This is a genomic window from Formosa sejongensis, assembly GCF_033447105.1.
GTDB lineage: Bacteria > Bacteroidota > Bacteroidia > Flavobacteriales > Flavobacteriaceae > Formosa.
In genome coordinates this window covers 17,031-42,243 of the sequence record NZ_JAWQUN010000002.1, presented here as the reverse complement: position 1 = coordinate 42,243, position 25,213 = coordinate 17,031, and the positions used below count along the sequence as shown (strand labels likewise).

Sequence of the window (25,213 nt, the reverse complement as noted above, 5' to 3'; positions counted from 1 at the left end):
TCTATGGCGTTTTTAGAAGACATAGATTGGGATAAATTCCATTTTTTACGCGCCGAATATCTTTGGCTAGCTATTCCTATGGGCATTATTATCCTGGTCGGGATTTTCGCTTATGGAGAAAGTAACCGTTGGAAAAAGCACATCGCGAAACATTTACAGCCCTATGTGATTCAAAAGGGCACCACTTGGAAATCGAGATTTATACATGTGTCTTTGTTGGTGTTATTTAGTATTGGATTTTTAGGATTTCTTGGTCCAACAAGGAGTGAAGAAAAAGCACCGGCAAAAAAGGTAGCTTCAAAACTGGTAATTGCTCTGGATTTATCACAAAGTATGCTGACTACAGATGTGTCGCCAAACCGTTTAGAGCGTGCAAAATTCAAAATAAACGATCTCTTAAAAGCCAATCCAAGAGCAGAAACTGCACTTATTGTATTTTCAGGATCATCACATACCGTAGTGCCGTTTACAACAGATTATAAAATTATTCAAGATAATTTAGATGGTTTGCAACCGCGTATGATGCCTGCCCAAGGAACAGGATTCACGATGTTGTTTGATAAGTTGGAGAGTTTGTTTATAGATAATAAGGCTCCAGGACAAATTCTTCTAATTACCGACGATTTGGAGGGATTAGACACACAGTCCGTTAGTGCTTTTGTTCAGGAAAATAATGTGTCGCTTAATGTGTATCCGTTTGCTTCTGAATCTGGTGGACATGTTCCTGCTTTTAGTAACCCTAAATTAGATTTAAAAGTAAAGGGAAAAACAATCAATTCAGCTTTACAAACAGTTAATCTAAATGCCCTAAAAAGTATAGAAGGTGTAAATGTTATGGATGTTACACTCGATAAAAGTGATGTAACCCTATTTGCAGAAGACGTTAGCGATCATCTTATTTTTGAAGAAAAACCTAAAAATGAAGAGGAGAATTGGGAAGATCAAGGACATTGGTTAATTATTCCTCTGATGATTTTATTTCTGTTCAGTTTTAGGAAAGGCTGGAGCTTATTGAGTATTATTTTACTCGTCAGTTTGTCGTCTTGTAGTTCTACAGAAAATCAGAAAACAGATAATTCAGAAAAATTTCAGTTTAAAGATTTATGGTATACTAAGGCATATCAAGCACAGCAAGAATTTGATGCTGAAAATTATATCGCTGCAGCGGAAGGTTTTAAAGATCCATTACGTCAAGGTGTGGCCTACTATAAAGGCGGAGATTATACAAAAGCAAGACAAGCCTTTGAAAAAGATGCTACGCCTAACGGACAATATAATTTAGGACTGACTTATGCTAAATTGGGAAATTTAGAAAAAGCACAAGCCATATTTACAACGCTTGTTGCAAATGATCCAGATATGGAACAGGCCAAAAAGAATCTTCAAAACATAAATGAAGTAATGGCAGGCGTTGACGAAATGTCGGCTGAAGAAAGTAAAGTAGGCGAGGAGAAACCAAATGCCAAAAACGAACAAAATAAATCTCCGGAAGATCTTAGTGGTGGTGGACAAAAAGCAACCAAAAAGGATATGGAGAAAGAACGCTTGGAGGAAACGGTTGAAACAGGTAAGCGTAAAGGAAAAGAGTTAGATGAATTGCCAGACGATTTTAAATCGGGTAAAGGTACAATTCCTAAGAATATTTTAATGCGTAAAGTAGACGATGATCCAGCCTTGTTTTTAACTCGGAAGTTTAAATATCAAGTGAAGAAGCAACAAGTTGAGGTTGAAAAAACACAAACAACATGGTAGCAAAATTTAAAATAGTAGCGGTGTTGTTTTTGTTGGGGATTAACTTTGGTTATGCTCAGCAGTTAATTAGTTATACTTCAATAAATCATACAGAAGCCTATATTGGACAACCTGTACAGATGACGGTTTCTGTGTATTCTAATACATGGTTTACTAAAGGAGTTGATGTTGGAAATATTCAAGTTGAAGGTGCGCTTACGGTATATTTTAGATCGGTGTCAAACACGAGAACGTTTAGTGGAAAGCAGTTTGCTGGTGTCGATTTTATCTATAATGTATTCCCGACACAGGAAGGCGTCATTACCATTCCAGAATTAACTATTCATGTCGAATCTCCAAAACCTGGAGGTTATGAAGGGATAAAACATACCATTCATACCAAACCAAAAGCTATTACAGTTAAAGGTGTTCCTCCTGGTTATAATCCGAATAATTGGTTAGTGTCTAGCACGCTAAATGTAAATGAAAAATGGAATGTAAGTATTAAAAAGGTTAAGGTTGGAGATGTATTACAGCGCTCAATACATAGAAGTGCTTCTGGAACTTTAGGTGAGTTTATTCCAGCTGTCGTTTGGGATAGTGTTGCAGGTGTGAGTATTTATCCGAAGCGCCCTTCTGTAAATACCAATAAAACCAAAACGTATGTTTCGGCGAGTCGTACAGATGGTGCAAATTATTTATTTGAAAAAGAAGGTGATGTTACGTTACCTAGAATAGAGTTTGTGTATTGGAATTATAACAATCGTAAATTTTATAAGAAAGTTATAGACTCCGTGACGATTCATGTGGAAGCGAATCCAGATTTAAGTATGTTGGCGGGGATTAAAAAGCAACTTGAAGCTGAGGCTACAATAGTTCCTGAAGAAGAACAACCGTTTTTAATTCTAGGATTAACGGTAAAAACCTTTGTTGAGTACTTAGTGCTTGGAATTTTACTTCTATATATACTATATAAATTGTTGCCCTGGTTGTTTAGAAAAACACGAGCGAGATATAAAACCTATCATGCTTCAGAACACTATGCGTTTCGTAATCTAGTACGTTCTTTAGAAGATCGAGATGAGTATAAGATTCTAAATCATCTTAAAATTTGGTTGCTAAAATTAGACTCGGACATTCCTAGTATGCAGGCATTTATTACTGTTTACGGTAATGAAGCTTTAAAAAAAGAATATAATAATTTAGAAGAACGGGCTAATGGAAATACTACAGCAATTTTTAGCAGTAGTCAGTTTAAAACAGAATTAAAAGCGGCAAGAGCACGTTATTTAAAACGCGACCAGTCTGCTGTAATTAGCAAAAAGAATACGAAGATTTCAGAGCGTTGGCTGAATCCAATGACTTCCGAAAAGCGATTCTAGAAATTATTTTAGTATAAAAAAGACACCTAATTTAAGGTGTCTTTAGTGTTTTGATATAAATGTTTTGTTTAAGGATGTAAAACTTCGTGTGTATGTTTTTTCATATTATCAGCCATCTTTTCTAACGGTAAATCATCGTAATCATTTCCAAAAGGATCTTCAATAGATTCTGCGATTAATTCTAATGACGCTAAAACATATAATATAAAAGGAACAGCTAGTATTACAAAATATCCTAATGAAAACACATAACCTATTGGGAGTGTCGCAACATATACTGCTATAAATTTTTTGATAAAAGTGCTGTAAGAATGGGGAATAGGTGTGTTTTTAATGCGTTCGCATGCTCCACAAATATTGGTTAATCCTTCTAATTCATGATTAAGAACTATAAGTTGTTCTCCAGAAATTTTGTTTTGCTTGTAGAGTAAATTGGTTTTTTTAAAAATTAGCGCAGCCACTTGATTTGGACCATGCTTTTTCCGGCTAAAGGCATCACCTAATTCTGGGTGTTCATTTTCATCGAGCATAAATGTTGTGTAATCGGATTTTAAAAAGGCAAATAAGCTTTGTGAATACATAGGGATTGCTTTTCTGTAAAAATGTCGAATGGCAACATCATCTTCTTCCAAAAAAGCATTGAGCTTTAAAGCTAAATTTCGACTGACATTGGTTAATGATCCCCATTGTTTTCTTGCTTCCCACCATCTATCGTAAGCAGTATTTGTTCTAAAAACCAATAAAAGGGATAAAGCAAAACCTAATAAACTATGAACAACAGTTATGTTATTTAACCAACTTTTGGAAGATAAATTTAAATATTCAAGCTCTATGTAAGCAATACTGCCTGAAAATGCAGCTGTAAGGAATAAATAAGGATATAAAATTCTTAATGTGTCAGACTTTGTTACATAAAAAACGGCTCTAAACCATTCTTTTGGGTTGTATATTCTCATGTCACAAATATAATAGGTTAACTTAAATTATGAAACGGTTTTGTTATCGTTTAATCAAATTTTATTTGCAATAAAAAATCCGCCTTACGATTTGTAAAACGGATTGTTTAATTATTATTAAAGAAGCAAAGGTTTATTCTTCTAGTAATTTCTCAATTTCTGAAGCAATAACATCTATATTTTCATCAGTATAACCTGTCGCAATATATTTTATAATTCCTTCTTTGTCTATTATAAAATTTTTAGGAAAAGACTTCGTTTTATATAAGTTTACTATTTTCTTATCTGTGTCGTAACCGGAATTAAAATCAATTCCTTTTTCTTTTAACTCTTGCATTTTCTTTATTACAATATCCTTGTTTTCTCCAGCCGAAATGGTAAGAAATACAAAATCATCATTTTTAAAAGGAGCTATAATCTTGTCTGGTATCTCATAAAATTCCATTAAACAAGGCGCACACCAAGTAGCCCAAAAATTTAAAAGCACAACTTTTCCTTTTAAGTCGGAAAGAGTGACAGATTCTCCATTAATCATTTGTACTGTAAAATCTTTAGCAACAGCGTTAACGTTTAAAGTAAGATTCGCATTTTCATGTCCTTTAGGTTGCTTTGGTGACTCAGTTGTTTTATTTTGGTTTTCTGTTTTTTCTTCTTCCGTGAATAAATCAATGATAATTATAAATTCTTTTTCTCCAATTTTATCTCCAAATTCTTCCGCGAGTTCATTTCTGTAAGCTTCAGAAACTCCTTTGTTCATGCTTTTAATATAACCGTCATTTCCATAATTATTAAGCTGTGCTTTTGTAATGATTTCGCTATTGGCAATAATAACATATTCAGGCTTTATTATTTTTTTGTCTTGTCCGAAGGATAATATTCCAAAAAGCATAAAGGTTAGTATGACTAAGTTTCTCATGTAATTGTTTTATTTTAGAGTAATTTCAATAACACCATCTTTAGCTTTATCTCCATATTTAGCGATTGCATGTTCCCCTTTTAGGACATTTATCTTTGCTATAGTATCTGGATCAATTTTTTCCATGTCTTCTTGAGATGTTTCTTTACCATTAACAAAAATCAATGGTGTTTCGTTACTATTATTCCTGTATCGAACTGTAGAGGTTTCAGAGGTTTCAGAGGTTTGGATAGTGTTTTCATTATTTATGTCTTCAGCATATCCTACGACTTCGATCTGAGATGTTTTTAGATCATCACTAATAAACATTACATTTTGGTCGGTAATATCTTCACTGAGTTTTTTAATTGTGATACTTGATCCATCGGTGGTGTTAACTACAAACGCGTTTTTGTTATTTGGGTTGGTTTTTGAAGCGTTTTTTGTAGAGGTAAATACAATGTCTGAACTAGGTTGAGATTCGCCAACGTTCAATAATTGGGTGTTATTGTTAAATGAAATTTTAATAGGAGCAATCGGATTGTCAGAATCAATATCGTGTTTTAATGCACTACGTTCAGATTTAGCATTAATTGAAATTGCAGTGATTTCGTTTGACACATTTCGTTTTACATTTTTAATTTTCAATGTGACTTTCTGAATGGCAAACGTTTTAACTAAAGCGTCCAATTGGGCATCGGAATCGTCTTTTGTGATGATAACAGAAATTTCACTTTCAGAATTTAAAAGCATTGAATGCGTTTGCTTTTCAGATTTATAAACTGTTTTAGTATTAAAACTCATCATAAAAATTAATAGAGCAGGAGCGATAATCGCATACTTTATGGCGTGAATTGTTTTTGATTTTGAAGTGTTTAACATAAGGATTCGTTTTTTGATTAATGAATTATAAAAATTAGTAGTCAGTGTCATTTGATGAGAAGACACCGATGTTTTTAATAATACCTTTTGATAGGTTTTAGTTGATGAATTTATAGTTATAGATTTGGAATCAGCAATAAATTCCAAATTTTGAATGAGTGCTTTTTGGTACAACCAAATGATTGGGTTACACCAAAAGACAATAGTTGCTAATTTGGATAGCAATATATCAATGGAATGATATTCTGACGCATGAATTTTCTCATGGTTTAGAATGTGTGTTAGTTCTATTTCCGTAAACTGAGATGGATTATACACGATACGTTTAAAAAATGAAAAAGGCGGAATATCATCTTTCGTTTCAGAAATTTTATAACTATTTTCTAAAGTTGTGTTTTGAACCGTTATAAACGATTTAAGAGATAGTAGTTCTATAACAAAACGGATGGAAAAGAATACGATCCCTAAAGTATATATAAGGATCCCTAAATCTAACCATGTATAACGTGATGCGGTTTCTGTACTTTTAACAGTTACAATATCGTTAAAATTTAGAGTTAAGGGAACTTCGTTTACATATATAGGAATGACCAAAAAAGGCAAGAATGCAGCAAGTATAAGTCCTGAAAGTAGAAACCAACGATTGGTATTAAAGAAGGTTTCTTTTTGCAACAATAAAGCGTAAATCACGTAAAATATGCAAATTATAGCCGATGCTTTTAGAAAATAGTCCATGCTTATTTGTTTTTCTCAATCACGTTAATAATTTCTTTTAATTCTTCAACACTAATTTTTTCTTCCTTCGCAAAAAATGATACTACGTTTTTATAGGAGTTATTAAAGTAGTGTTCTATAGCATTATTCATAAAGCGTTTTCTATAGGCCTCTTTTGTAATAATAGGGTAGTATTCATGTGTTTTTCCGTAGGCAGTGTAGCTAACATAACCTTTTTCTTCTAAATGTCTAATTATTGTAGATAAGGTATTGTAATGTGGTTTGTCTTCTTTTATTTCTTTTAGCACATCTTTTACAAACGCTTTTTCAAGGGGCCATAAAATATGCATGATTTCTTCTTCTTTGTTAGTTAATTTCTGCATTGTATAATAGGTTTAATTTTTAACTGAGTCAAATATATAACTATTTTTGTAGTTATAAAACTATGTAAGTAGTTTTATAACGTTTTTTTTAGTTTTAATTAGATTGATTTAATTTTTAACTGAATTAAAGGAACGGTTAATGTAATTCGTATTTCTGTGTTATATTCGCATAAAATATATTGCACTATGAGTTTAGTTTGGGTTATTTTAGGATTGTTGTTATTGGTAGTAGGTGGGGAGTTCCTAGTGCGCTCTTCTGTAGCATTATCCTTTAAATTAAAAATCTCAAAACTGGTAATTGGTATGACGGTGGTGTCTTTTGCTACTTCTGCACCAGAACTATTAGTGAGTTTGCAAGCAGCCTTAGATGGTGCACCAGATATCGCCTTAGGAAACGTAATTGGTTCTAATATTGCAAACATAGGATTAGTGTTAGGAATTACAGCAATGATTTCTCCCTTAACAGTAGATCATGGATTCTATAAGCTTAACTGGCCTGTAATGATGTTATTGTCTGTTGTGCTTTATTTCTTTTTAAAAAGTGGTAATGTTCTAGAATTTTGGGAAGGTGCTGCTCTTTTCGTATCATTAATTATTTTCTTGGTGGTATTGATAAGAAATTCTTCAAAAGATGATTTGGCTGTAGACGAGGTTGACGATTCTTTACAACAAACTTCGAATTTTAAAATATTTATTTGGTTATTAATTGGAGGACTTGCACTTTATTTTGGAAGTGAATGGTTAGTGCTAGGAGCGATAGATATGGCTACAACTTTAGGGGTTAGTGAGCGTGTTATTTCTGTTACCATGGTTGCTATTGGAACAAGTGTACCGGAATTGGCAGCGTCTGTTATTGCTGCTCTTAAAAAGGAAAAGGCCATTTCTTTAGGGAATTTAATAGGTTCTAATATTTTTAATATTGCCTGTGTTTTAGGATTAACATCAATGATTCAACCTATAACAGTAAATAGTTCAGAGATTTTAACTTCTGATATATTTTGGATGTTAGGATTTTCAGCTGTTCTTATTCCGTTGGTGTTTTTACCTAAACGATTTGTGTTAGGAAGATTAAAAGGTGCCTTGATCTTTATTGCTTATGCTGTGTTCTTAGTGACAACTTTTTCTGAATAACTGTAGCAGAATTTAAATTAACTTTTAAAAATACATTAGTACGCTTTATTTTAATATTAAGCATTTCCATTTCTGCTTTTACCGTTATTCAATTTATCGTTGTGAAAATACACGTGATTTATTTTTGAATAGCTATCTGTTACTAGTTTTATATTCAGTACACATAATCGTAAAGCTGTGTGTTGAGGGAAAAGCTTTGCTTCTAGAATTGATTTATATATATCGAAAATGATATAATACAAAAACGCCATCTGAAAATATCAGATGGCGTTTTCTATAAAAAAAATAACTTAAAAATTAAATTTTAGCAGATTTAACTGTTTTTACAATTACTGCAGCAATCTTGTATGGATCTGCGTTTGAAGCAGGACGTCTATCTTCTAACCATCCTTTCCAGCCTTTTTCGACTGCAATTAATGGAATACGAATAGATGCTCCTCTATCAGAAATTCCCCAAGAGAAATCATGGATAGCTGCTGTTTCATGTAAACCTGTTAAACGTTGGTCGTTAAACTCTCCGTAAACAGCAATATGTTCTTTTACTCTAGGTCTGAAAGATTCACAGATAGCTGCGTAAACCTCTTTGTCTCCACAAGTTCTTAATATGTTGTTAGAGAAGTTTGCATGCATACCAGAACCATTCCAGTCCATATCTTTACCTAAAGGTTTTGGATGATACTCTATGTAGTAACCATATTTTTCAGTTAAACGATCTAGTAAATATCTTGAAATCCACAATTCGTCACCAGCTAACTTAGCGCCTTTTGCGAATAATTGGTATTCCCATTGTCCAGATGCAACCTCTTGGTTAATTCCTTCGAAGTTTAAACCAGCATCGATACATAAATCTGCATGCTCTTCAACGAAATCTCTACCGTGAGTATTTTTACCACCTACAGAGCAGTAATACATCCCTTGAGGTGCAGGATAACCACCGATAGGGAATCCTAAAGGTAATTGTGTTTTAGTATCCATAATGAAATACTCTTGTTCAAAACCAAACCAGAAATCATTATCATCATCATCAATTGTAGCTCTACCATTAGATACGTGTGGCGTTCCATCAGCATTCATAACTTCAGTCATAACTAAATAACCGTTAATACGATCTGGATCTGGATAAATTGCAACAGGTATTAATAAACAGTCTGAAGAACCTCCTACTGCTTGTCTTGTTGAAGACCCATCAAAAGACCAGTTTCCTAGTTCTTCTAAGGTTCCTTGAAAATCTTCGTGTTCTTCTACTTTAGTCTTGCTTCGCAAGTTTTGAGTTGGAAAATACCCGTCTAACCACAGGTACTCTAATTTTATTTTGGCCATAATTATTAAATAATAGTTATTAATGTCGTTAACAAATATAATTTTTTTTTGATTAACCGGCTAAAATAGTGGGGTCTATTCTAAATTTTTATGGAATTATTAGTTATACCCTTGGTTTTTTAGGGGTATTTGTTTTTTGTGTAAAAACACGACTCAGAATTTTTATATTTGTAAAAAAAATGACAAGGGTATGGCTATACTAAGATTTCATGCATTAAAGCAAACTTTAAATCGAGTTCCTATTTATATAGAGGAAAAGGAAAGACGATCTAGTATTTTTGGTGCCAACGTTTTTAATGAGTCTTCAATGCGCCAGTATTTAACGAAAACGGCGTATAATGAAGTTATGGATGCTATATTAAAAGGAACAAAAATTGACCGATTAATTGCCGACCATATTTCTACAGGAATGAAAGAATGGGCTATATCTAAAGGTGCAACACATTATACACATTGGTTTCAGCCTTTAACAGGAGCTACTGCCGAAAAACATGATGCCTTTTTTGAAACGATTGGTGAAGGTGCTGCAATTGAAAGATTCGGAGGTGGTGAACTGGTTCAACAAGAACCGGATGCATCTAGTTTTCCAAATGGTGGTATTCGGAATATGTTTGAAGCTCGAGGATATACCGCTTGGGATCCTACATCTCCAGCCTTTGTATATGGTACAACACTTTGTATTCCAACCGTATTTGTGTCGTATACCGGTGAGGCTTTAGATTATAAAACACCGCTTTTAAGAGCTTTACAAGCTATTGATACAGCTGCCGTTGCAGTTTGTAAATATTTCGATAAAAACGTAAAAAAGGTAAATGCCTCGTTAGGTTGGGAGCAGGAATACTTTTTAATCGATAAAGCTTTAGTGGCATCTCGACCAGATATAGTCGCTACAGGACGTACGTTATTAGGACATTCATCGGCTAAAGGCCAGCAGTTAGAAGATCATTATTTCGGAACGATCCCAAATCGCGCTATGTCTTTTATGCGAGACTTAGAGCACGAATGTATGTTGTTGGGAATTCCTGTAAAAACACGTCATAATGAAGTGGCGCCAAATCAGTTTGAGTTGGCACCTATTTATGAAGAAGCCAATTTAGCAGTAGACCATAACTCCTTATTAATGGATTTAATGGATAAGACTGCAGACCGACACAACTTTAAGGTATTGTTTCACGAAAAGCCTTTTGCGGGAGTAAATGGTTCCGGAAAACATAATAACTGGAGTTTAAGTACAGATACAGGTGTGAATTTGTTAGGGCCTGGAAAAACACCAATGAGCAATCTTCAGTTTCTTACCTTCTTTATTAATACGATTAAAGCGGTACATGATAACGAAGAATTACTAAGAGCGGTAATTGCTTCTGCAAGTAACGACCATAGATTAGGTGCAAATGAAGCGCCTCCAGCAATTATTTCAGTATTTATAGGAGAGCAGTTAACTAAAGTGCTAGTCGAGCTTAAAAATGTAACTAGTGGTAAATTGTCTCCTGAAGAAAAAACAGAACTTAAATTAAATGTAGTTGGTAAAATTCCTGAGATTATGTTAGATAATACAGATAGGAATAGAACATCTCCATTTGCTTTTACGGGGAATAAATTTGAATTCAGAGCTGTAGGTTCTAAAGCGAATTGTGCTAACCCGATGACTATTTTAAATTCTATTGTGGCAAAACAACTTATCGATTTTAAAGTTGAAGTAGACTTTCTTATAGATAACAAAGACATGAAGAAAGATGATGCTATTTTTAATGTGTTACGTGAGTATATTAAAAAATCTAAAAACATTCTTTTTGAAGGAAATGGATATGGTGAAGCATGGGAAATTGAAGCTAAAAAACGGGGTTTAAGTAATAATAAATCGACTCCTGAAGCTTTAAAAGTTAGGATTTCTAAAAAAGTAATCGATCTTTTTGATGGTTTAGGAGTGATGAATAGGGTAGAGTCTGAAGCACGTTACGAAATAGAGATGGAAGATTATGTGCATCGTATTCAGATAGAAGGACGTGTGTTAGGCGATATTGCGAGAAGTCACATAGTGCCTACAGCAGTACGTTATCAAAATGTATTGATTGAAAATGTAAGAGGTTTAAAAGAGATTTACGGTACGACTTTTAAAACAGTAGCAAAAGAACAACTCTCTTTAATAGAAGAAATCTCTAGTCATATAGAATCCATAAATTCTAAAGTAACTAAGATGACGGATGCAAGAAGAACGATAAATCTAGAAACAGATATAGAAAAGAAAGCATTAGGGTATTCGTTTACGGTTAACCCAATGTTTGCCGAAATTCGTTACCATTGCGATAAATTAGAACTATTGGTAGACGATGAGTTGTGGCCATTAACAAAGTATAGAGAGCTCTTGTTTACAAAGTAAAACATAGCGAGAATTACATAAAAAAGCCATCCTAAAAAGATGGCTTTTTTATATTATACCTTTTTTAGATTAAGGTATTTGAGTGCTTGAGAAGGTGAATTGAATTTGTTTTATAAGGATAAATCTCTTTTTTGAATTGTCGTTAACAAGATGATTCTTACAGTTTGTAGTGTCATTTAAATCGGAACAATGCGCTTTGTCTATCTTAAATGTGTGTTGTCGAAAACCTCTTGAAATGGATTGAATTAGGGGGTTGTATTAGAGTTTGTTAGTTATAATTTCAATATATTTGTAACGCTATTAATCTATACAATTTAATTATGAAACAGCTCATTGTCAGTCTGCTGTTGCTCCTAGTTGCTACTCTGGTATTTTCTCAGGCGGAAAGTGATTCGCAAGATAAAAGTGCCACGAATGAGGCGGTTAAAGAGCAGCCAGTACAAATGGAAAACGCGCTTGTAGAACTTATCTAAAGAAAAGTTTCTATAAGTTAAAAGCAAACGTAAAGTTAATATATCTTCAGTCATTTATTTCTAAATAGATGTTTGGAGATATTTTTTTTGCCTTCTTTTTTCCTTTAAATTATCTCAAAAAACTAATTTACAATGCTTACTTTTGTAAATCATTTCAACTTAAAATTCATATGAGTCAAGAAGTCAGTAAGCGATATGCGCAACGAGGAGTTTCAGCTTCAAAATCAGATGTTCATAACGCTATTAAAAATATTGATAAAGGATTGTTTCCTAAAGCGTTCTGTAAAATTGTGCCAGATTATTTGTCTCAGGATGATGCATACTGTTTAATAATGCATGCAGATGGTGCGGGTACAAAAAGTGCTTTAGCTTATATGTATTGGAAAGAAACTGGAGATGTTTCAGTATGGAAAGGGATTGCACAAGATGCTCTTATAATGAATATAGACGATTTATTATGTGTAGGAGCAACCGATAATATTATGCTATCTTCTACAATTGGTCGTAATAAAAATGTGATTACTGGCGATGTGCTTTCAGCTATAATTAATGGAACAGAAGAGTTAATTGAAGACTTAAAATCATTTGGTGTTACAATTCATTCAACTGGTGGCGAAACTGCAGATGTTGGAGATTTAGTAAGAACTATTATTGTAGACTCTACAGTAACGGCTAGAATGAAGCGTGAAGATGTTATTGATAATGCAAATATTAAAGCAGGAGATGTAATTGTTGGATTAGAATCTTTTGGTCAAGCAACTTACGAAAAGGAGTATAATGGAGGAATGGGGAGTAATGGATTAACATCTGCAAGACACGATGTGTTTCATAACTATTTAGCCGAAAAATACCCAGAAAGTTTTGATGCTGCAGTACCAAGCGAATTGGTGTATTCTGGAAACATGAAACTTACAGATAAAGTTGAAGACTCTCCGTTAGATGCCGGTAAGTTGGTGTTGTCTCCAACGCGAACCTATGCACCTATTATAAAGGCTATATTGTCGAAGTATAATAAAGAACATATACATGGCATGGTGCACTGTTCAGGTGGTGCACAAACAAAGATTCTGCACTTTATAAACGAATTTCATATCATTAAAGATAATTTGTTTCCAATTCCACCGTTATTTAAGTTGATTCAAGATCAATCTAAAACAGAATGGAAGGAAATGTATCAAGTATTTAACTGCGGTCATCGTATGGAGCTTTATGTGTCACCAGATATCGCCGAAGATATTATTGCAATATCTAAGTCCTTTAACGTGAATGCACAAATCATTGGTCGTGTAGAAGCTTCAGAGAATAAGCGCTTATCAATAAAAAGTGAGTTTGGTCTGTTTGAATATGAATAAATAAAAGCTTTTAAAGCTGAAAATAGAGTTTAGCCTAATATGAAATATAGTATTCTTGTTTTTTTTTGTTTAATTGTTCAATATTCTTTTGCGCAACCTGACTCTTTATATATTAAGAAAAAAAATATTATTTTAGATCCTACTGCAACTCCAACATGGGAAAATAAAAATAAAGCAGGTATCGATTTAAATGAAGTTGCTTTTGTGAATTGGAGTTCTGGGGGTAGCAATTCTATATCTGCTATAGTAAGTGGAAAATCAACTTTAAATTATACTCATTACGATTTTATTTGGAATAACACTTTAAATATGCGTTATGGTATTAACCAACAAGAAAGTGAATCTTTAAAAAAGACTGATGATTTATTAGAGATAACTTCAACATTGGGCTATAGACAATCAAAAAATTCTAAATGGTATTATTCTGCACGTTTAAATTTTAAAACACAATTTGCTAACGGATATTCTTATCCGGATACTTCAAATCCTATTTCAAAATTTATGGCACCTGGTTATATGTTTGTTGGGGGTGGTATGGAATATGGAAAAGATATTAAGTTATTGTCGTTTTACTTATCTCCTTTAACCTTTAAATCTACATTTGTATTAGACCAAGAATTAGCGAATGCTGGAGCATTTGGGGTAACTCCTGCAGTTTACGACGAGGAAGGGAATGTATTAGTTCCAGGAGAACAGGTAAGAGAAGAGCTAGGGATTTTAGTTACAAACTACTACGAATTAACTATAACTAAAAATGTAATTTTAAAAAGTACAGCAAGTTTTTATACCGATTATTTAAATAGTTTCGGAAATATTGATGTGGACTGGGCATTGCTTATAGATTTTAAAGTGAATAACTATATAAAAGCATCATTAGGTTCGCACCTTATTTATGACAACGATGTTAAAACTTTAATTGTTATAAATGAGGAAACCGATGAGTATGCTCAAGGCGGAGCTAAAGTGCAGTGGAGGCAGGCTTTAGGTATTGGTTTTACTGTAGATTTTTAAAATTATTAATAATTGTTAATAAAAAATATTTGTTAACTTTTTAATGTTGATAAATTTTTATTATATTGATTTTCAGTTTTTTATGTTTTTTTATTGAAAACTTTTTGATTTAAAAGGTGTTATTTATTTCAAATACTTACCTATATTTGTAGTCTGATAATTATTCTAGTAACAACTAAATTAGCAAGACAATGAATATAGATTCCTTACCTATTCCACGTAAAACATACACTCAAGATGAAGCTTTCGAAGCCGCTTTAAAATACTTTAAAGGCGATGATTTAGCGGCAAGAGTTTGGTTAAATAAATACGCTCTTAAAGATTCCGATGGAAATATTTATGAGTTAACACCAAACGAAATGCACCGTAGAATAGCGAAAGAAATTGCTAGAATAGAAGTTCGTTATCCAAATCCGTTATCAGAAAATGAAATTTTCGATTTAATTAAAGATTTTAAATATATCGTTCCTCAAGGAAGTCCAATGGCAGGAATTGGTAATCCGTTTCAAATTGCGTCACTTTCAAATTGTTTTGTAATTGGTAATAGTGGTGATTCCGATTCTTATGGAGGAATCATGAAAATCGACCAAGAACAAGTGCAATTAATGAAACGTCGTGGAGGTGTTGGTCACGATTTATCTCACATTCGTCCAAAAGGATCTCCAGTAAAAAATTCAGCGTTAACATCTACCGGTATCGTGCCATTTATGGAGCGATATTCAAACTCTACTAGAGAAGTCGCACAAGACGGAAGACGTGGAGCTTTAATGTTATCAGTATCTGTAAATCATCCAGATTCTGAAGATTTTATCAATGCTAAGCTAGAGCAAGGTAAGGTAACGGGAGCGAATGTTTCTGTTCGTATTGATGATAATTTTATGAAAGCTGTAAAATTAAACACGGAATACACTCAGAAATATCCAATTTTTAGTGAAAATCCTCAGTTTACAAGAACGATTCAGGCTGATGGTATTTGGAAAAAAATTGTTCATAATGCATGGAAATCTGCCGAACCAGGAATTTTATTCTGGGATACAATAATTAATGAATCGGTTCCAGACTGTTATGCTGAATTTGGTTATAAAACAGTATCTACAAACCCTTGTGGTGAAATTCCATTGTGTCCCTACGATTCTTGTCGTTTATTAGCCATTAACTTATTTTCTTACGTCGAAAAGCCGTTTACAAAAGAGGCGTCTTTCAACTTTGAATTATTCAGTAAGCATATTGCCGTGGCACAACGTATCATGGATGATATTATCGATCTTGAATTAGAAAAAATCGATGGTATTTTAGCAAAAATTAATGCCGATCCAGAATTAGATATTATAAAAGCTACAGAGAAAAACCTTTGGGAAAATATTAAAAATAAGGCGGAAGAAGGAAGAAGAACAGGAATTGGTATTACTGCTGAAGGCGATATGTTGGCCGGATTAGGAATTCAATATGGAAGTGAAGAAGGAAATGCTTTTTCTGTAGAAGTACATAAAAAATTAGCAATCGAAGCCTATAGAGCTTCAGTAAATACTGCAAAAGATCGTGGTGCCTTTGGTGTTTACGATGCAGAATTAGAAAAAAACAACCCATTTATTCAGCGTCTTAAAGAAGCCGATAGTAAATTGTATTACGATATGCTGGAATACGGTCGTCGTAATATTGCTTTATTAACCATTGCACCTACAGGAACAACAAGTTTAATGACGCAAACAAGTTCTGGGATCGAGCCTGTTTTTATGCCTGTTTATAAACGTAGACGAAAAGTAAACCCGAACGATAAAAATGTGCGTATTGATTTTGTAGATGAGGTTGGAGATTCTTGGGAAGAATACGTGGTTTTTCATCACCGTTTTAAACAATGGATGGAAGTTAATGGTTTCGATTTATCTATAAATTACTCTCAAAAAGAGATTGATGATTTAATTGAAAAGTCACCATATTACAAAGCGACATCTAACGATGTAGATTGGATGAGCAAAGTGACTATGCAAGGTGCGGTTCAAAAATGGGTAGATCATTCTATTAGTGTAACTATCAATTTACCAAACGATGCTACAGAAGAATTAGTAGGTCAGTTATATTTAAAAGCTTGGGAAGTTGGTTGTAAAGGCGTAACGGTGTATCGTGATGGTTCTCGTTCTGGAGTTTTAATTTCTAACGACGAAAAGAAAGAAGAGGAAACTACAGAAATGTTAACCACCTTTCCTACTAAACGTCCTCAAATTCTGGAAGCCGATGTAGTGCGTTTTCAGAATAATAAAGAAAAGTGGATTGCTTTTATTGGTTTAATAGACGATCAGCCTTACGAAGTTTTTACTGGGTTAACCGATGATGAAGATGGTATTTTAATTCCACGTTGGGTAAACGAAGGTGTAATTATTAAGAATAAAAATGAAGACGGAAGTACACGCTACGATTTTCAGTATAAAAATAAAAGAGGTTATAAAACAACCATCGAAGGTTTATCACATAAATTCAACCCGGAATTCTGGAATTATGCGAAATTAATTTCAAGTACATTAAGACATGGAATGCCCATCGATAAAATTGTAGACTTAATTAATAGCTTACAATTAGATAGTGAATCTATAAATACTTGGAAAAATGGTGTGGTTAGAGCGTTAAAACGTTTTGTTGCAGATGGTACATATGCTAAAGGACAAACGTGTGGTAACTGTGATTCTGAAAATTTAATTTACCAAGAAGGTTGTCTTACATGTAAAGATTGTGGCTCTTCAAAATGTGGTTAATATAAAGGACCATTATAAAAATAAAAAATTATTAAAGCGAGGGTTATTCCTCGCTTTTTTTTTAATATTACTTTACGATTTAAATGTAGAAAATCGATTGTTAAAACTTCTGTTTTATTAAGTTTGTGATTTCGAATATATATGCTCCCCAAAAAAACAAGTATTATTATTTTAACCTTTGTAATGATTTTAATAAATGTATATGTTATTAATCATTTCTCGTTAGATTATATTATACCTCTAAGGAGTATAGTAACGTTATCATTTCTCTTCCTATTTGCTATATTCGGTGGTTTTAAACAGACTAAATTAACGATAGCTTTTGTGTTATTTTTTATATCAGATTTTTTTATAATAAATTACCACTTATTGTTTTATAATAACCTGACTTCAGTAGTAAGATCTCTTGGTTATTTGTTTATTGGTATGCATTTGTTATCTAAATTCAAGCTAGTGGTAGAAAATAGAAAAACATTAATTGTCTATTTAATAATTATAGGATTCGGTGCCTTTATGTTTTTCGAGCTTATTCAAATTATGTCTATGACTTATAAGGGAATGCTGCATGAATATCTCTATTTTTTCTACGCTACAGTATTATTGGCTTTGCTTATTTTAGTCGGAAATTATAATTTCAGGTACAGCTCCATTCAATCTACAGCTTGTATGTATTTTTTATTTTCGTTTGTAGTCTCAGATTTATTTGCGGCTTTAGCAATTTGTTTGAAGATACACTCGTTTTATTATCCTACACGAATCTTCTATATATTGGGTCTTGCTATTTTAACAGGATATGCTGTACTTCCTTTTCCTAAAGAAGAATTGTATACAGACTAAACTTAAGAAAAGTATCAAATAACTCGGGTTAATCGTATTTCTTCAGCTTCAAATTATGTATTTAATATTGATATGGAGTATTCATAAATTATCGTATTTTTGCACCACAATTTAATTAGGTAGATGTTAGACAAGTTACAAATAGTAAAACAACGTTTTGATGAGGTGAGTGATTTAATCATTCAGCCAGATATTATTACAGATCAGAAACGTTATGTACAATTAAACAAGGAATATAAAGACTTAAGAGGTTTAATGGATAAGCGTGAGGAGTACATTGCCTTAACGGAAAACATTAAAGAATCTGAAGACATTATATCGGATGGAAGCGATGCAGAAATGGTTGATATGGCCAAAATGCAATATGATGAAGCTAAAACACGTATACCTCTTTTAGAAGAAGAAATTAAAGTGATGTTAATTCCGAAAGATCCGGAAGATACTAAAAATGCTGTTCTAGAATTACGAGCAGGAACAGGTGGAGATGAAGCGAGTATTTTTGCTGGAGATTTGTTTAGAATGTATTCTAAATATTGTGAAGCTAGGGGTTGGAAAGTTGATACTGTAGATTATAGTGAAGGAACAAATGGCGGATTTAAAGAGATTCAGTTTGAAGTTACGGGTGAAGATGTTTATGGAACATTGAAGTTTGAAGCTGGTGTTCACCGTGTACAACGTGTGCCACAAACAGAAACTCAAGGGCGTGTGCATACAAGTGCCGCGACTGTTATGGTATTCCCAGAAGCTGAAGAGTTTGATGTAGAAATTAATCCGAAAGAAGTAAGAGTCGATTTTTTCTGTTCATCAGGACCAGGAGGACAATCGGTAAACACGACCTATTCGGCAGTGCGTTTAACGCATATTCCAACAGGATTAGTGGCACAATGTCAGGATCAGAAATCACAACATAAGAATAAAGAAAAAGCTTTCAAAGTATTACGTTCTCGTTTATACGAAATGGAATTGGCGAAAAAGAATGCTGCCGATGCAGAAAAACGTGGTACGATGGTAACTTCTGGAGATAGAAGTGCTAAAATTAGAACTTATAATTATTCGCAAGGTCGTGTAACCGATCATAGAATTGGATTAACACTTTACGATCTAGGAAATATAGTAAATGGTGATATTCAGAAAATAATTGATGAATTGCGATTGGCAGATAATACTGAAAAGTTAAAAGCTAATGACGATGTCATTTAATCTTAGGTATTAGGTTTTGGTTTTATGAATTAATATTTCAATGAGAAATTTTAGAGTATTAAGTGTTTGGAAAGATTCAGTAGTTCTTGTGAAAGAAGTCTATGAATTAGTTGAAAAACTCCCCGATTCTGAAAAATTTAGCTTAAAATCTTAAAATATCTAGGTGTGTTGTTTCTATTCCAGCTAATATAGCCGAAGGTTGTGCTAAAGATTCCCAAAAAGATTTTGTTGGTTTTCTTCAAATCAGTTTGGGATCTGCTTTTGAATTAGAAACACACCTTATAATTTGTAGAGAACTTTCATTTATTAGTTAAGAAGATGAATCGTTATTGACTGAAAAAATTAATCTACTCCAAAAAGAATAAAGGCTTTAATGAAGTAATCCAAATCTAAATATTAATCGAAGCTCTAATACCCAACACCTAAAAAACATGACCCAACACCAATTAGTAGAACAAATAAAATTAAAAAAATCATTTCTAGCCATTGGTCTAGATGTCGATTTAAATAAGATTCCAAAACATTTATTAGAAACGGAAGATCCTATTTTCGAATTTAATAAAGCGATTATTGATGCCACTCATCATTTATGTGTGTCTTATAAGCCAAACACGGCGTTTTACGAAGCTTATGGTTTACAAGGGTGGAAGGCTTTAGAGAAAACAATTAATTATTTAAATGAAAACTACCCCGAGATTTTTACAATTGCCGATGCTAAACGTGGAGATATAGGGAATACAAGTTCTATGTATGCAAAAGCTTTTCTTGAAGATTTAGCCTTTGATAGTGTAACAGTTGCTCCATATATGGGAAAAGATTCTGTCGAGCCATTCTTGGCTTTTAAAGATAAACATACCATATTATTGGCATTAACATCCAATCAAGGTGCTTTCGATTTTCAGACGAAATTAATAGATGGAAAAGAAGTTTACAAACATGTTTTAGAAACGTCTAAAACTTGGGAGAATTCAGAAAACCTAATGTATGTTGTTGGTGCTACAAAAGCAGAATACTTAACAGATATTAGAACAATTATTCCAGATAGTTTCTTGTTAGTTCCTGGTGTTGGCGCTCAAGGCGGAAGTTTACAAGACGTTTGTAAATACGGAATGACCAAAGATATTGGTCTATTAATCAATTCGTCTCGTGGTATTATTTATGCATCTAACGGAACTGATTTTGCTGAAGCTGCAGCAAAAAACGCTAAAGTACTTCAGCAAGAAATGGAAGCCATTTTAAACGCTCAATAAGTTACTAATGTCAGTTTTTAAAGACCAATTACAAAGAGTTTTTCTAACTAATGGTGTGCCAAAACGCATCGTATCTTTAGTGCCTAGTCAGACGGAACTTTTATGTGATTTAGGTTTAGAAAATACAATTGTTGGAATTACAAAATTCTGTGTACATCCTAATCATTTATTATCTGAGAAAACAATAGTCGGAGGGACAAAACAAGTTCATTACGATAAAATAATAGCATTACAGCCAGATATTATTTTATGTAATAAAGAGGAAAATGCTAAGGGTATGATTCCTGATCTCGAAAAAATTACACCTGTACATATTTCCGATATTTATACTATAGAGGATAGCCTAGAATTAATTGCAATGTATGCCGAGCTTTTCAATACTGCAGAAAAAGCTAAAATAATAATAGAAGGCATAAAAAAAAGTAAGTCAGAATTTGAAGATTTTATTGCTATAAAACCCATAAAAACGGTTGCTTACTTTATTTGGAAATCACCTTGGATGGTTGCCGGAAATGATACGTTTATCAATCACTTATTATTACAAAACGGATTAGATAACTTGTACTCTAATATAGAGCGTTATCCTGAAATTGATATTAATAATATTAAAATCAAACCCGATTTGGTGTTTTTGTCGAGCGAACCTTATCCGTTTAAAAAAGATCACATAGAAGAATTTAAAACATATTTCCCCGAATCAAAAATTATTTTGGTCGATGGAGAGATGTTCTCTTGGTATGGATCTCGTTTACTAAAGGCTTTCGACTATTTTAAAGCGCTGAGGGAAACTTATTGTTATTATTAGTTTCAACACGAATCATTTGTTTTCTTAATTTCGAAGCTTCAAAATATAAATAATCGCTTAACCCACTATCTGTTTGCATAACGTTATATGCTTCTTCTATAAAAGACTTATAAAGATTTTGTAGTTCTTCTATCTTTAATAGTTTTTTTAAATTTGGTTTTATTTGTCCCACTTTACTAAATTGATTTTTCATAATATTACATTCTTTGTATTAGTAATAACGTAAAAATCATGCCAGAGCATATACTGGATTAGTTAATAAAATGATAAAATTTTATTGTATTGGAATATTGGTGGCTTCACCTCTGTGCAAATATTTTAAGCGGTTTAATTTGTTTAAAAGTTTAATGGCTTGAAATTCAGAAATATCACTCATTGCGCAATCTGTTTGTCTAAAATTGTATGCCTGCTCAATAAGTTGCTTGTAACGTTTATTGAGTCTCTTTTGGGTTTTTGTTATTATATCGTTACGATCCATCTTGCTGAAAATTAGTGTTTTAAATATACACTAAAAAAAAGGAATCATGGAAAAGATAAATCATAAAATTTTTTTAAAAAAAAAGCAACCCTAATTAAAGAGTTGCTTCTAATTGTTTACAAACTAACTAACTAAATGTATATGAAATATCATCAAAGATATTTTAAAACAATCTGTATGGTGTTAGTTTTATGTTACCGCTAAATTATTTTACAGTTAGCAGGCTAATCTTGTAATTTAAATACGGATTGTAAAAGGTTTGTAGATCGTGCTGCTGTCGAGCTTCTAATTTCTTTTTCTTCCACAGCAATCATAATATACACTCCATTTAATGCTTCGCTGGTTACGTAATCTGTTAAATCTGGATTTACTTTAGATACAAAAGGTAAGCTATTGTATTTCGTAATTATTGTGTTCCAAACAGTATCCGCACCTACTTTTTTAAATGATTGGTTTATTATAGGTTGAAATTTTTCGTAAAGTTCCAATTGTGTTTTATCTGTCAAGTAAACCGTTGCTGCATCGTCGTTTCCTAATAAAATAGTTTTAGCATCGTCGAAAGAAATACCTTTTACTGCATTAACAAAAATAGGAGTCGCTTCTTTTACGGCATCTTCTGCAGCACTGTTTAATACTTTAATACCTTCGTCTGCTAAGCTTCCTAATCCTACCGAGCGTAATCCACTATCTACTTTCTCTAATTCTTCAGGTAGCATAATTTTTACTAAACTATTATTGTAAAAACCGTTCGGTTGCGTCAGTTTATTAACCTGATCCTCGATACCTAAATTTAATGCTTGTCTTAATCCAGCTGCAATGTCTGTATTAGACATGTTTATTATCGAATTTGATAAAGATGAAGAAGAAGAAGAAGAAGTTGTTTCTGATTCGGATTCCGAGGTTGATGATGTTTTTGATGTTGATGTTGCTGCTTTTTTCAAAGAATTCGCAAGATCTCCTAATGACTGAGCCGATGTGTTTAACGTAAAAACAAGAAGGCAAGCTATAATTGTAAATTTCAAAAGTTTTGTGTTTAAGATTTGAGATGCAAAAATATGTGTATAATTTTAAAATATTGCATAAATTTATATGAATTCAATAATCAAACAAATTGTTATTAAAGAAGCTTGTTTGTTTTTAATTAGTTAATTATTAGTCGATTATTTTGTATTTTATTAATATTTAGTAAGAAAAGGTAAGTGTAATCATAGATTATTAATTAAAATCAAAACGATAAAACTCTGCAAAACGATATACAAATGAAAACGTCTCAACTTAAAATGGTTAGTTTTTCTAGTAAAGGATATAAAAAACAACTGATTATTTCTTCGAAGCAAGTCGCCGTTTTGCGAACCTTTTTGATAGAAAGTCTGTCGTGTGAAGTCTTAATTATAAACACAAACTTGGGTTTAGATGTGTATTATGTTAGTATAAAAAATCAGAAAGTAATAATAGAAAATAGCATTCTTTTATTATTAGCAAAGAAGGGTAGGAGTATTTTTGATTTTTTTATTAGAGATTTCAATACTTCTGAAGATATTAGCTTGAACACGCATCTTTTTTTTAAACGATTAATAGAGCATCCTATGCTGTTTAAAAGCTACTCTAAAAGTTTATGTCATCAAATTAATGTGAATTATACCGAAAACTCTAAAATTATTCAGGCCTTATTTTTAATTTGGCAAGAAGAATTACTGTGTTTAAACAATACTGATTTGCAAGTTTATGTCTTGCGATCTTTCTTGTCTAATTTACAATCTACCTATATACAACAATCGTGTAAGCTAGAATTACAGGATTTAATAAAATCGGCTTTAGATGTTGAGCACTGTAATTAGTAAATCGAATTGCTTAAAGGTTTCCGAATGTTTTCTTATTAAATAGGTTGCCCAAAAGTTAATAGATTACTATCAGGATCCAGTATTGAAAATTCCCGTTGTCCCCAAGGTTTGACCTCCAATTTTCCGTTAGGGTGAATAGGAGTTTTAATTGCTAATAAAGATTGATAAAAACCATCAATATTGTCAGTCCTAATATAAACTTGACCGTAATTCTCTTTAGGATCAAGTGTTTTAAATTCAAAAAAATGAATTTGAATTTTGTCTTTTTCCATCATTAAATAACCTTCAAAATCAGCATCTCCAAATTCCTTAAACCCTAACTTATTAATATAAAACGCTCTGGTAACATTTTTGTCACGCATCGGTAATTTAGGATTTATGTTAGTTAACATATTAACGGAATTTGAAGGTCTAAATTTATTTTCTAATCGGAGCAATATTCATAATTAAACGGTTTTTACGTCTATTTTGTTCTATCTACTTACGTTCCAAAAAAAGTTTCCAACAAATGTGAAAATTAAAGTCAGCTTTAAATCAATAAATAATTTCTAATAAAATATAAGTGTCTTATTATTAAACACCATTACTTTTCTATTTATATGATGTTTTATTGCTGTCGCTAATACAATTTTTTCTAAGTCACGACCTTTAGCAATTAAATCTTCAATAGCTTGTGTGTGTGATACTCTTGCAACATCTTGTTCTATAATTGGTCCAGCATCTAAGTCTTCTGTAACGTAATGGCTTGTTGCTCCAATAATCTTAACTCCGCGTTTATATGCAGAATGGTAAGGTTTGGCACCAACAAAAGCGGGTAAAAACGAATGGTGAATATTAATAATTTTATTAGGGTATTCGCTAATTAACTTTGGAGAAATAATTTGCATATAACGAGCTAGCACGATAAAATCAATCTTATGCTTTTTTAACAGTTCAAGTTGTTTAGCTTCAGCCTCAGGCTTAGTGTCTTTAGTAACTGGAACATAATAAAACGGAACATTAAAACTATCGGCAATAGGTTTTAAGTCTAGGTGATTACTCAAAATAAAAGGGATTTCAGCTTTAAGTTCACCTGATTTGTAACGTCCTAATATATCGTATAAACAATGGTCGTATTTAGATACAAAAAGCGCCATACGTGGCTGGACTTCCGAAGTATAAATACGCCATTTCATTAGAAATTGTTTAACTAGAGTGTTTTTGAAAGCCTTTTTTAAATGCTCTAGATCCAAAACGTCTGTTTCGAATTCACTTTCTAAACGCATAAAAAAGATATTCTGTTCACGATCTACATGTTGGTCAATATATACAATGTTTCCGTGATGTTTGGCGATAAAATTAGATACAGCTGCTATTATTCCAGATTGGTCATTGCAGTGCATTAAAAGCGTGATTTTATTCATTTAAGTCTGTTTCTATATGTGAGTAAAAATACTGAGAAATATGTA

24 protein-coding genes are annotated in these 25,213 nt (G+C 32.5%); 14 read left to right on the top strand and 10 right to left on the bottom strand.

The genetic code is table 11. The annotated features are described in order from the left end of the window. The first annotated feature begins 3 nt into the window (after positions 1-3). Together R6X41_RS02405 and R6X41_RS02400 are read left to right on the top strand one after the other, a co-directional pair. A complete protein-coding gene (locus R6X41_RS02405) occupies positions 4-1,752 on the top strand; it encodes a VWA domain-containing protein (RefSeq protein WP_318497070.1) in 1,749 nt (582 codons plus the stop codon). Then, positions 1,746-3,113, top strand: coding sequence for a BatD family protein (locus R6X41_RS02400; protein WP_318497069.1), 1,368 nt, complete (start codon positions 1,746-1,748; stop codon positions 3,111-3,113). The genes R6X41_RS02405 and R6X41_RS02400 overlap by 7 nt, the downstream gene beginning before the upstream one ends. A gap of 68 nt (positions 3,114-3,181) precedes the next feature. Here the strand turns inward: R6X41_RS02400 and R6X41_RS02395 are convergent, their stop codons facing one another. The 4 genes from R6X41_RS02395 to R6X41_RS02380 form a co-directional block, all read right to left on the bottom strand. Beyond that, positions 3,182-4,069 (bottom strand): bestrophin family protein, encoded by an 888-nt coding sequence (locus R6X41_RS02395; protein WP_318497068.1) that lies wholly within the window; start codon positions 4,067-4,069, stop codon positions 3,182-3,184. Positions 4,070-4,202: 133 nt separating this feature from the next. After that, positions 4,203-4,985 (bottom strand): TlpA family protein disulfide reductase, encoded by a 783-nt coding sequence (locus R6X41_RS02390; protein ID WP_318497067.1) that lies wholly within the window; start codon positions 4,983-4,985, stop codon positions 4,203-4,205. Between the two features lie 9 nt (positions 4,986-4,994). Next, positions 4,995-6,581, bottom strand: coding sequence for a M56 family metallopeptidase (locus R6X41_RS02385; protein WP_318497066.1), 1,587 nt, complete (start codon positions 6,579-6,581; stop codon positions 4,995-4,997). 2 nt (positions 6,582-6,583) lie between these two features. Continuing rightward, entirely contained in the window at positions 6,584-6,943 is a 360-nt protein-coding gene (locus R6X41_RS02380; RefSeq protein ID WP_318497065.1) for a BlaI/MecI/CopY family transcriptional regulator, read from the bottom strand. 186 nt (positions 6,944-7,129) lie between these two features. On the opposite strand from R6X41_RS02380, the gene R6X41_RS02375 reads away from it, so the two are divergent. Continuing rightward, entirely contained in the window at positions 7,130-8,074 is a 945-nt protein-coding gene (locus R6X41_RS02375) for a calcium/sodium antiporter (RefSeq protein ID WP_318497064.1), read from the top strand. Between the two features lie 297 nt (positions 8,075-8,371). On the opposite strand, the gene R6X41_RS02370 is transcribed toward R6X41_RS02375, so the two are convergent. Next, positions 8,372-9,394: a glutamine synthetase gene (locus tag R6X41_RS02370; RefSeq protein WP_318497063.1), complete on the bottom strand. Its 1,023-nt coding sequence runs from the start codon at positions 9,392-9,394 to the stop codon at positions 8,372-8,374. 190 nt (positions 9,395-9,584) lie between these two features. Here R6X41_RS02370 and R6X41_RS02365 point away from each other — a divergent pair, with 190 nt between their 5' ends. The 10 genes from R6X41_RS02365 to R6X41_RS02325 all read left to right on the top strand — a co-directional run bounded on the left by R6X41_RS02365 (position 9,585) and on the right by R6X41_RS02325 (position 21,446). Continuing rightward, positions 9,585-11,771, top strand: coding sequence for a glutamine synthetase III family protein (locus R6X41_RS02365; protein WP_318497062.1), 2,187 nt, complete (start codon positions 9,585-9,587; stop codon positions 11,769-11,771). A gap of 320 nt (positions 11,772-12,091) precedes the next feature. Beyond that, positions 12,092-12,244, top strand: a complete 153-nt coding sequence (locus R6X41_RS02360) for a hypothetical protein (RefSeq protein ID WP_318497061.1) — start codon at positions 12,092-12,094, stop codon at positions 12,242-12,244. Positions 12,245-12,414: 170 nt separating this feature from the next. Then, entirely contained in the window at positions 12,415-13,596 is a 1,182-nt protein-coding gene (locus R6X41_RS02355) for an AIR synthase related protein (RefSeq protein WP_318497060.1), read from the top strand. A 39-nt stretch (positions 13,597-13,635) separates the two neighbouring features. Next, the gene (locus R6X41_RS02350) at positions 13,636-14,607 is read left to right on the top strand and encodes a DUF3078 domain-containing protein (protein ID WP_318497059.1); all 972 of its coding nucleotides are present in this window, start codon (positions 13,636-13,638) and stop codon (positions 14,605-14,607) included. Positions 14,608-14,798: 191 nt separating this feature from the next. Continuing rightward, the gene (locus tag R6X41_RS02345) at positions 14,799-17,354 is read left to right on the top strand and encodes an adenosylcobalamin-dependent ribonucleoside-diphosphate reductase (RefSeq protein WP_318497058.1); all 2,556 of its coding nucleotides are present in this window, start codon (positions 14,799-14,801) and stop codon (positions 17,352-17,354) included. 369 nt (positions 17,355-17,723) lie between these two features. Continuing rightward, positions 17,724-18,191, top strand: a complete 468-nt coding sequence (locus R6X41_RS02340; protein WP_318497057.1) for a hypothetical protein — start codon at positions 17,724-17,726, stop codon at positions 18,189-18,191. A 123-nt stretch (positions 18,192-18,314) separates the two neighbouring features. Beyond that, positions 18,315-19,391, top strand: coding sequence for a peptide chain release factor 1 (gene prfA / locus R6X41_RS02335; RefSeq protein WP_318497056.1), 1,077 nt, complete (start codon positions 18,315-18,317; stop codon positions 19,389-19,391). A gap of 155 nt (positions 19,392-19,546) precedes the next feature. Next, positions 19,547-19,705, top strand: coding sequence for a four helix bundle protein (locus R6X41_RS19740; protein ID WP_412176255.1), 159 nt, complete (start codon positions 19,547-19,549; stop codon positions 19,703-19,705). A gap of 117 nt (positions 19,706-19,822) precedes the next feature. Next, positions 19,823-20,641 carry an orotidine-5'-phosphate decarboxylase gene (gene pyrF, locus R6X41_RS02330; RefSeq protein ID WP_318497055.1) on the top strand — a complete coding sequence of 273 codons (819 nt, stop codon included), beginning with the start codon at positions 19,823-19,825 and terminating at the stop codon, positions 20,639-20,641. A 7-nt stretch (positions 20,642-20,648) separates the two neighbouring features. Next, a complete protein-coding gene (locus R6X41_RS02325) occupies positions 20,649-21,446 on the top strand; it encodes an ABC transporter substrate-binding protein (protein WP_318497054.1) in 798 nt (265 codons plus the stop codon). Here the strand turns inward: R6X41_RS02325 and R6X41_RS02320 are convergent. From R6X41_RS02320 to R6X41_RS02310, 3 genes are all read right to left on the bottom strand, one after another. Continuing rightward, on the bottom strand, positions 21,412-21,639 hold the full coding sequence (locus tag R6X41_RS02320; protein ID WP_318497053.1) for a Lacal_2735 family protein: 228 nt from the start codon (positions 21,637-21,639) through the stop codon (positions 21,412-21,414). The two genes, R6X41_RS02325 and R6X41_RS02320, sit on opposite strands and share 35 nt — an antisense overlap. An 81-nt stretch (positions 21,640-21,720) precedes the next feature. Next, complete coding sequence (locus R6X41_RS02315) at positions 21,721-21,924, bottom strand: Lacal_2735 family protein (protein ID WP_318497052.1); 204 nt, start codon at positions 21,922-21,924, stop codon at positions 21,721-21,723. 224 nt (positions 21,925-22,148) lie between these two features. Then, positions 22,149-22,865, bottom strand: coding sequence for a DUF4197 domain-containing protein (locus R6X41_RS02310; protein WP_412176254.1), 717 nt, complete (start codon positions 22,863-22,865; stop codon positions 22,149-22,151). A gap of 318 nt (positions 22,866-23,183) precedes the next feature. Here R6X41_RS02310 and R6X41_RS02300 point away from each other — a divergent pair, with 318 nt between their 5' ends. Continuing rightward, positions 23,184-23,762 (top strand): hypothetical protein, encoded by a 579-nt coding sequence (locus tag R6X41_RS02300; RefSeq protein WP_318497049.1) that lies wholly within the window; start codon positions 23,184-23,186, stop codon positions 23,760-23,762. A gap of 38 nt (positions 23,763-23,800) precedes the next feature. On the opposite strand, the gene R6X41_RS02295 is transcribed toward R6X41_RS02300, so the two are convergent. Both R6X41_RS02295 and purU read right to left on the bottom strand, forming a co-directional pair. Beyond that, on the bottom strand, positions 23,801-24,157 hold the full coding sequence (locus R6X41_RS02295; protein ID WP_318497048.1) for a bleomycin resistance protein: 357 nt from the start codon (positions 24,155-24,157) through the stop codon (positions 23,801-23,803). 156 nt (positions 24,158-24,313) lie between these two features. Continuing rightward, the gene (purU, locus tag R6X41_RS02290; RefSeq protein WP_318497047.1) at positions 24,314-25,168 is read right to left on the bottom strand and encodes a formyltetrahydrofolate deformylase; all 855 of its coding nucleotides are present in this window, start codon (positions 25,166-25,168) and stop codon (positions 24,314-24,316) included. Positions 25,169-25,213 lie beyond the last annotated feature (45 nt).

Excerpts from the sequence above, each read along its gene's own strand:
- R6X41_RS02300 (WP_318497049.1), top strand. The coding sequence starts at position 23,184 with ATGAAAACGTCTCAACTTAAAATGGTTAGTTTTTCTAGTAAAGGATAT.
- R6X41_RS02365 (WP_318497062.1), top strand. The coding sequence starts at position 9,585 with ATGGCTATACTAAGATTTCATGCATTAAAGCAAACTTTAAATCGAGTT.
- R6X41_RS02400 (WP_318497069.1), top strand. The coding sequence starts at position 1,746 with ATGGTAGCAAAATTTAAAATAGTAGCGGTGTTGTTTTTGTTGGGGATT.
- purU (WP_318497047.1), bottom strand. The coding sequence starts at position 25,168 with ATGAATAAAATCACGCTTTTAATGCACTGCAATGACCAATCTGGAATA.
- R6X41_RS02345 (WP_318497058.1), top strand. The coding sequence starts at position 14,799 with ATGAATATAGATTCCTTACCTATTCCACGTAAAACATACACTCAAGAT.
- R6X41_RS02395 (WP_318497068.1), bottom strand. The coding sequence starts at position 4,069 with ATGAGAATATACAACCCAAAAGAATGGTTTAGAGCCGTTTTTTATGTA.
- R6X41_RS02360 (WP_318497061.1), top strand. The coding sequence starts at position 12,092 with ATGAAACAGCTCATTGTCAGTCTGCTGTTGCTCCTAGTTGCTACTCTG.
- R6X41_RS02295 (WP_318497048.1), bottom strand. The coding sequence starts at position 24,157 with ATGTTAACTAACATAAATCCTAAATTACCGATGCGTGACAAAAATGTT.
- R6X41_RS02350 (WP_318497059.1), top strand. The coding sequence starts at position 13,636 with ATGAAATATAGTATTCTTGTTTTTTTTTGTTTAATTGTTCAATATTCT.
- R6X41_RS02380 (WP_318497065.1), bottom strand. The coding sequence starts at position 6,943 with ATGCAGAAATTAACTAACAAAGAAGAAGAAATCATGCATATTTTATGG.
- R6X41_RS02315 (WP_318497052.1), bottom strand. The coding sequence starts at position 21,924 with ATGGATCGTAACGATATAATAACAAAAACCCAAAAGAGACTCAATAAA.
- prfA (WP_318497056.1), top strand. The coding sequence starts at position 18,315 with ATGTTAGACAAGTTACAAATAGTAAAACAACGTTTTGATGAGGTGAGT.
- pyrF (WP_318497055.1), top strand. The coding sequence starts at position 19,823 with ATGACCCAACACCAATTAGTAGAACAAATAAAATTAAAAAAATCATTT.
- R6X41_RS02385 (WP_318497066.1), bottom strand. The coding sequence starts at position 6,581 with ATGGACTATTTTCTAAAAGCATCGGCTATAATTTGCATATTTTACGTG.
- R6X41_RS02405 (WP_318497070.1), top strand. The coding sequence starts at position 4 with ATGGCGTTTTTAGAAGACATAGATTGGGATAAATTCCATTTTTTACGC.
- R6X41_RS02320 (WP_318497053.1), bottom strand. The coding sequence starts at position 21,639 with ATGAAAAATCAATTTAGTAAAGTGGGACAAATAAAACCAAATTTAAAA.
- R6X41_RS02355 (WP_318497060.1), top strand. The coding sequence starts at position 12,415 with ATGAGTCAAGAAGTCAGTAAGCGATATGCGCAACGAGGAGTTTCAGCT.
- R6X41_RS02325 (WP_318497054.1), top strand. The coding sequence starts at position 20,649 with ATGTCAGTTTTTAAAGACCAATTACAAAGAGTTTTTCTAACTAATGGT.
- R6X41_RS02375 (WP_318497064.1), top strand. The coding sequence starts at position 7,130 with ATGAGTTTAGTTTGGGTTATTTTAGGATTGTTGTTATTGGTAGTAGGT.
- R6X41_RS02370 (WP_318497063.1), bottom strand. The coding sequence starts at position 9,394 with ATGGCCAAAATAAAATTAGAGTACCTGTGGTTAGACGGGTATTTTCCA.
- R6X41_RS02390 (WP_318497067.1), bottom strand. The coding sequence starts at position 4,985 with ATGAGAAACTTAGTCATACTAACCTTTATGCTTTTTGGAATATTATCC.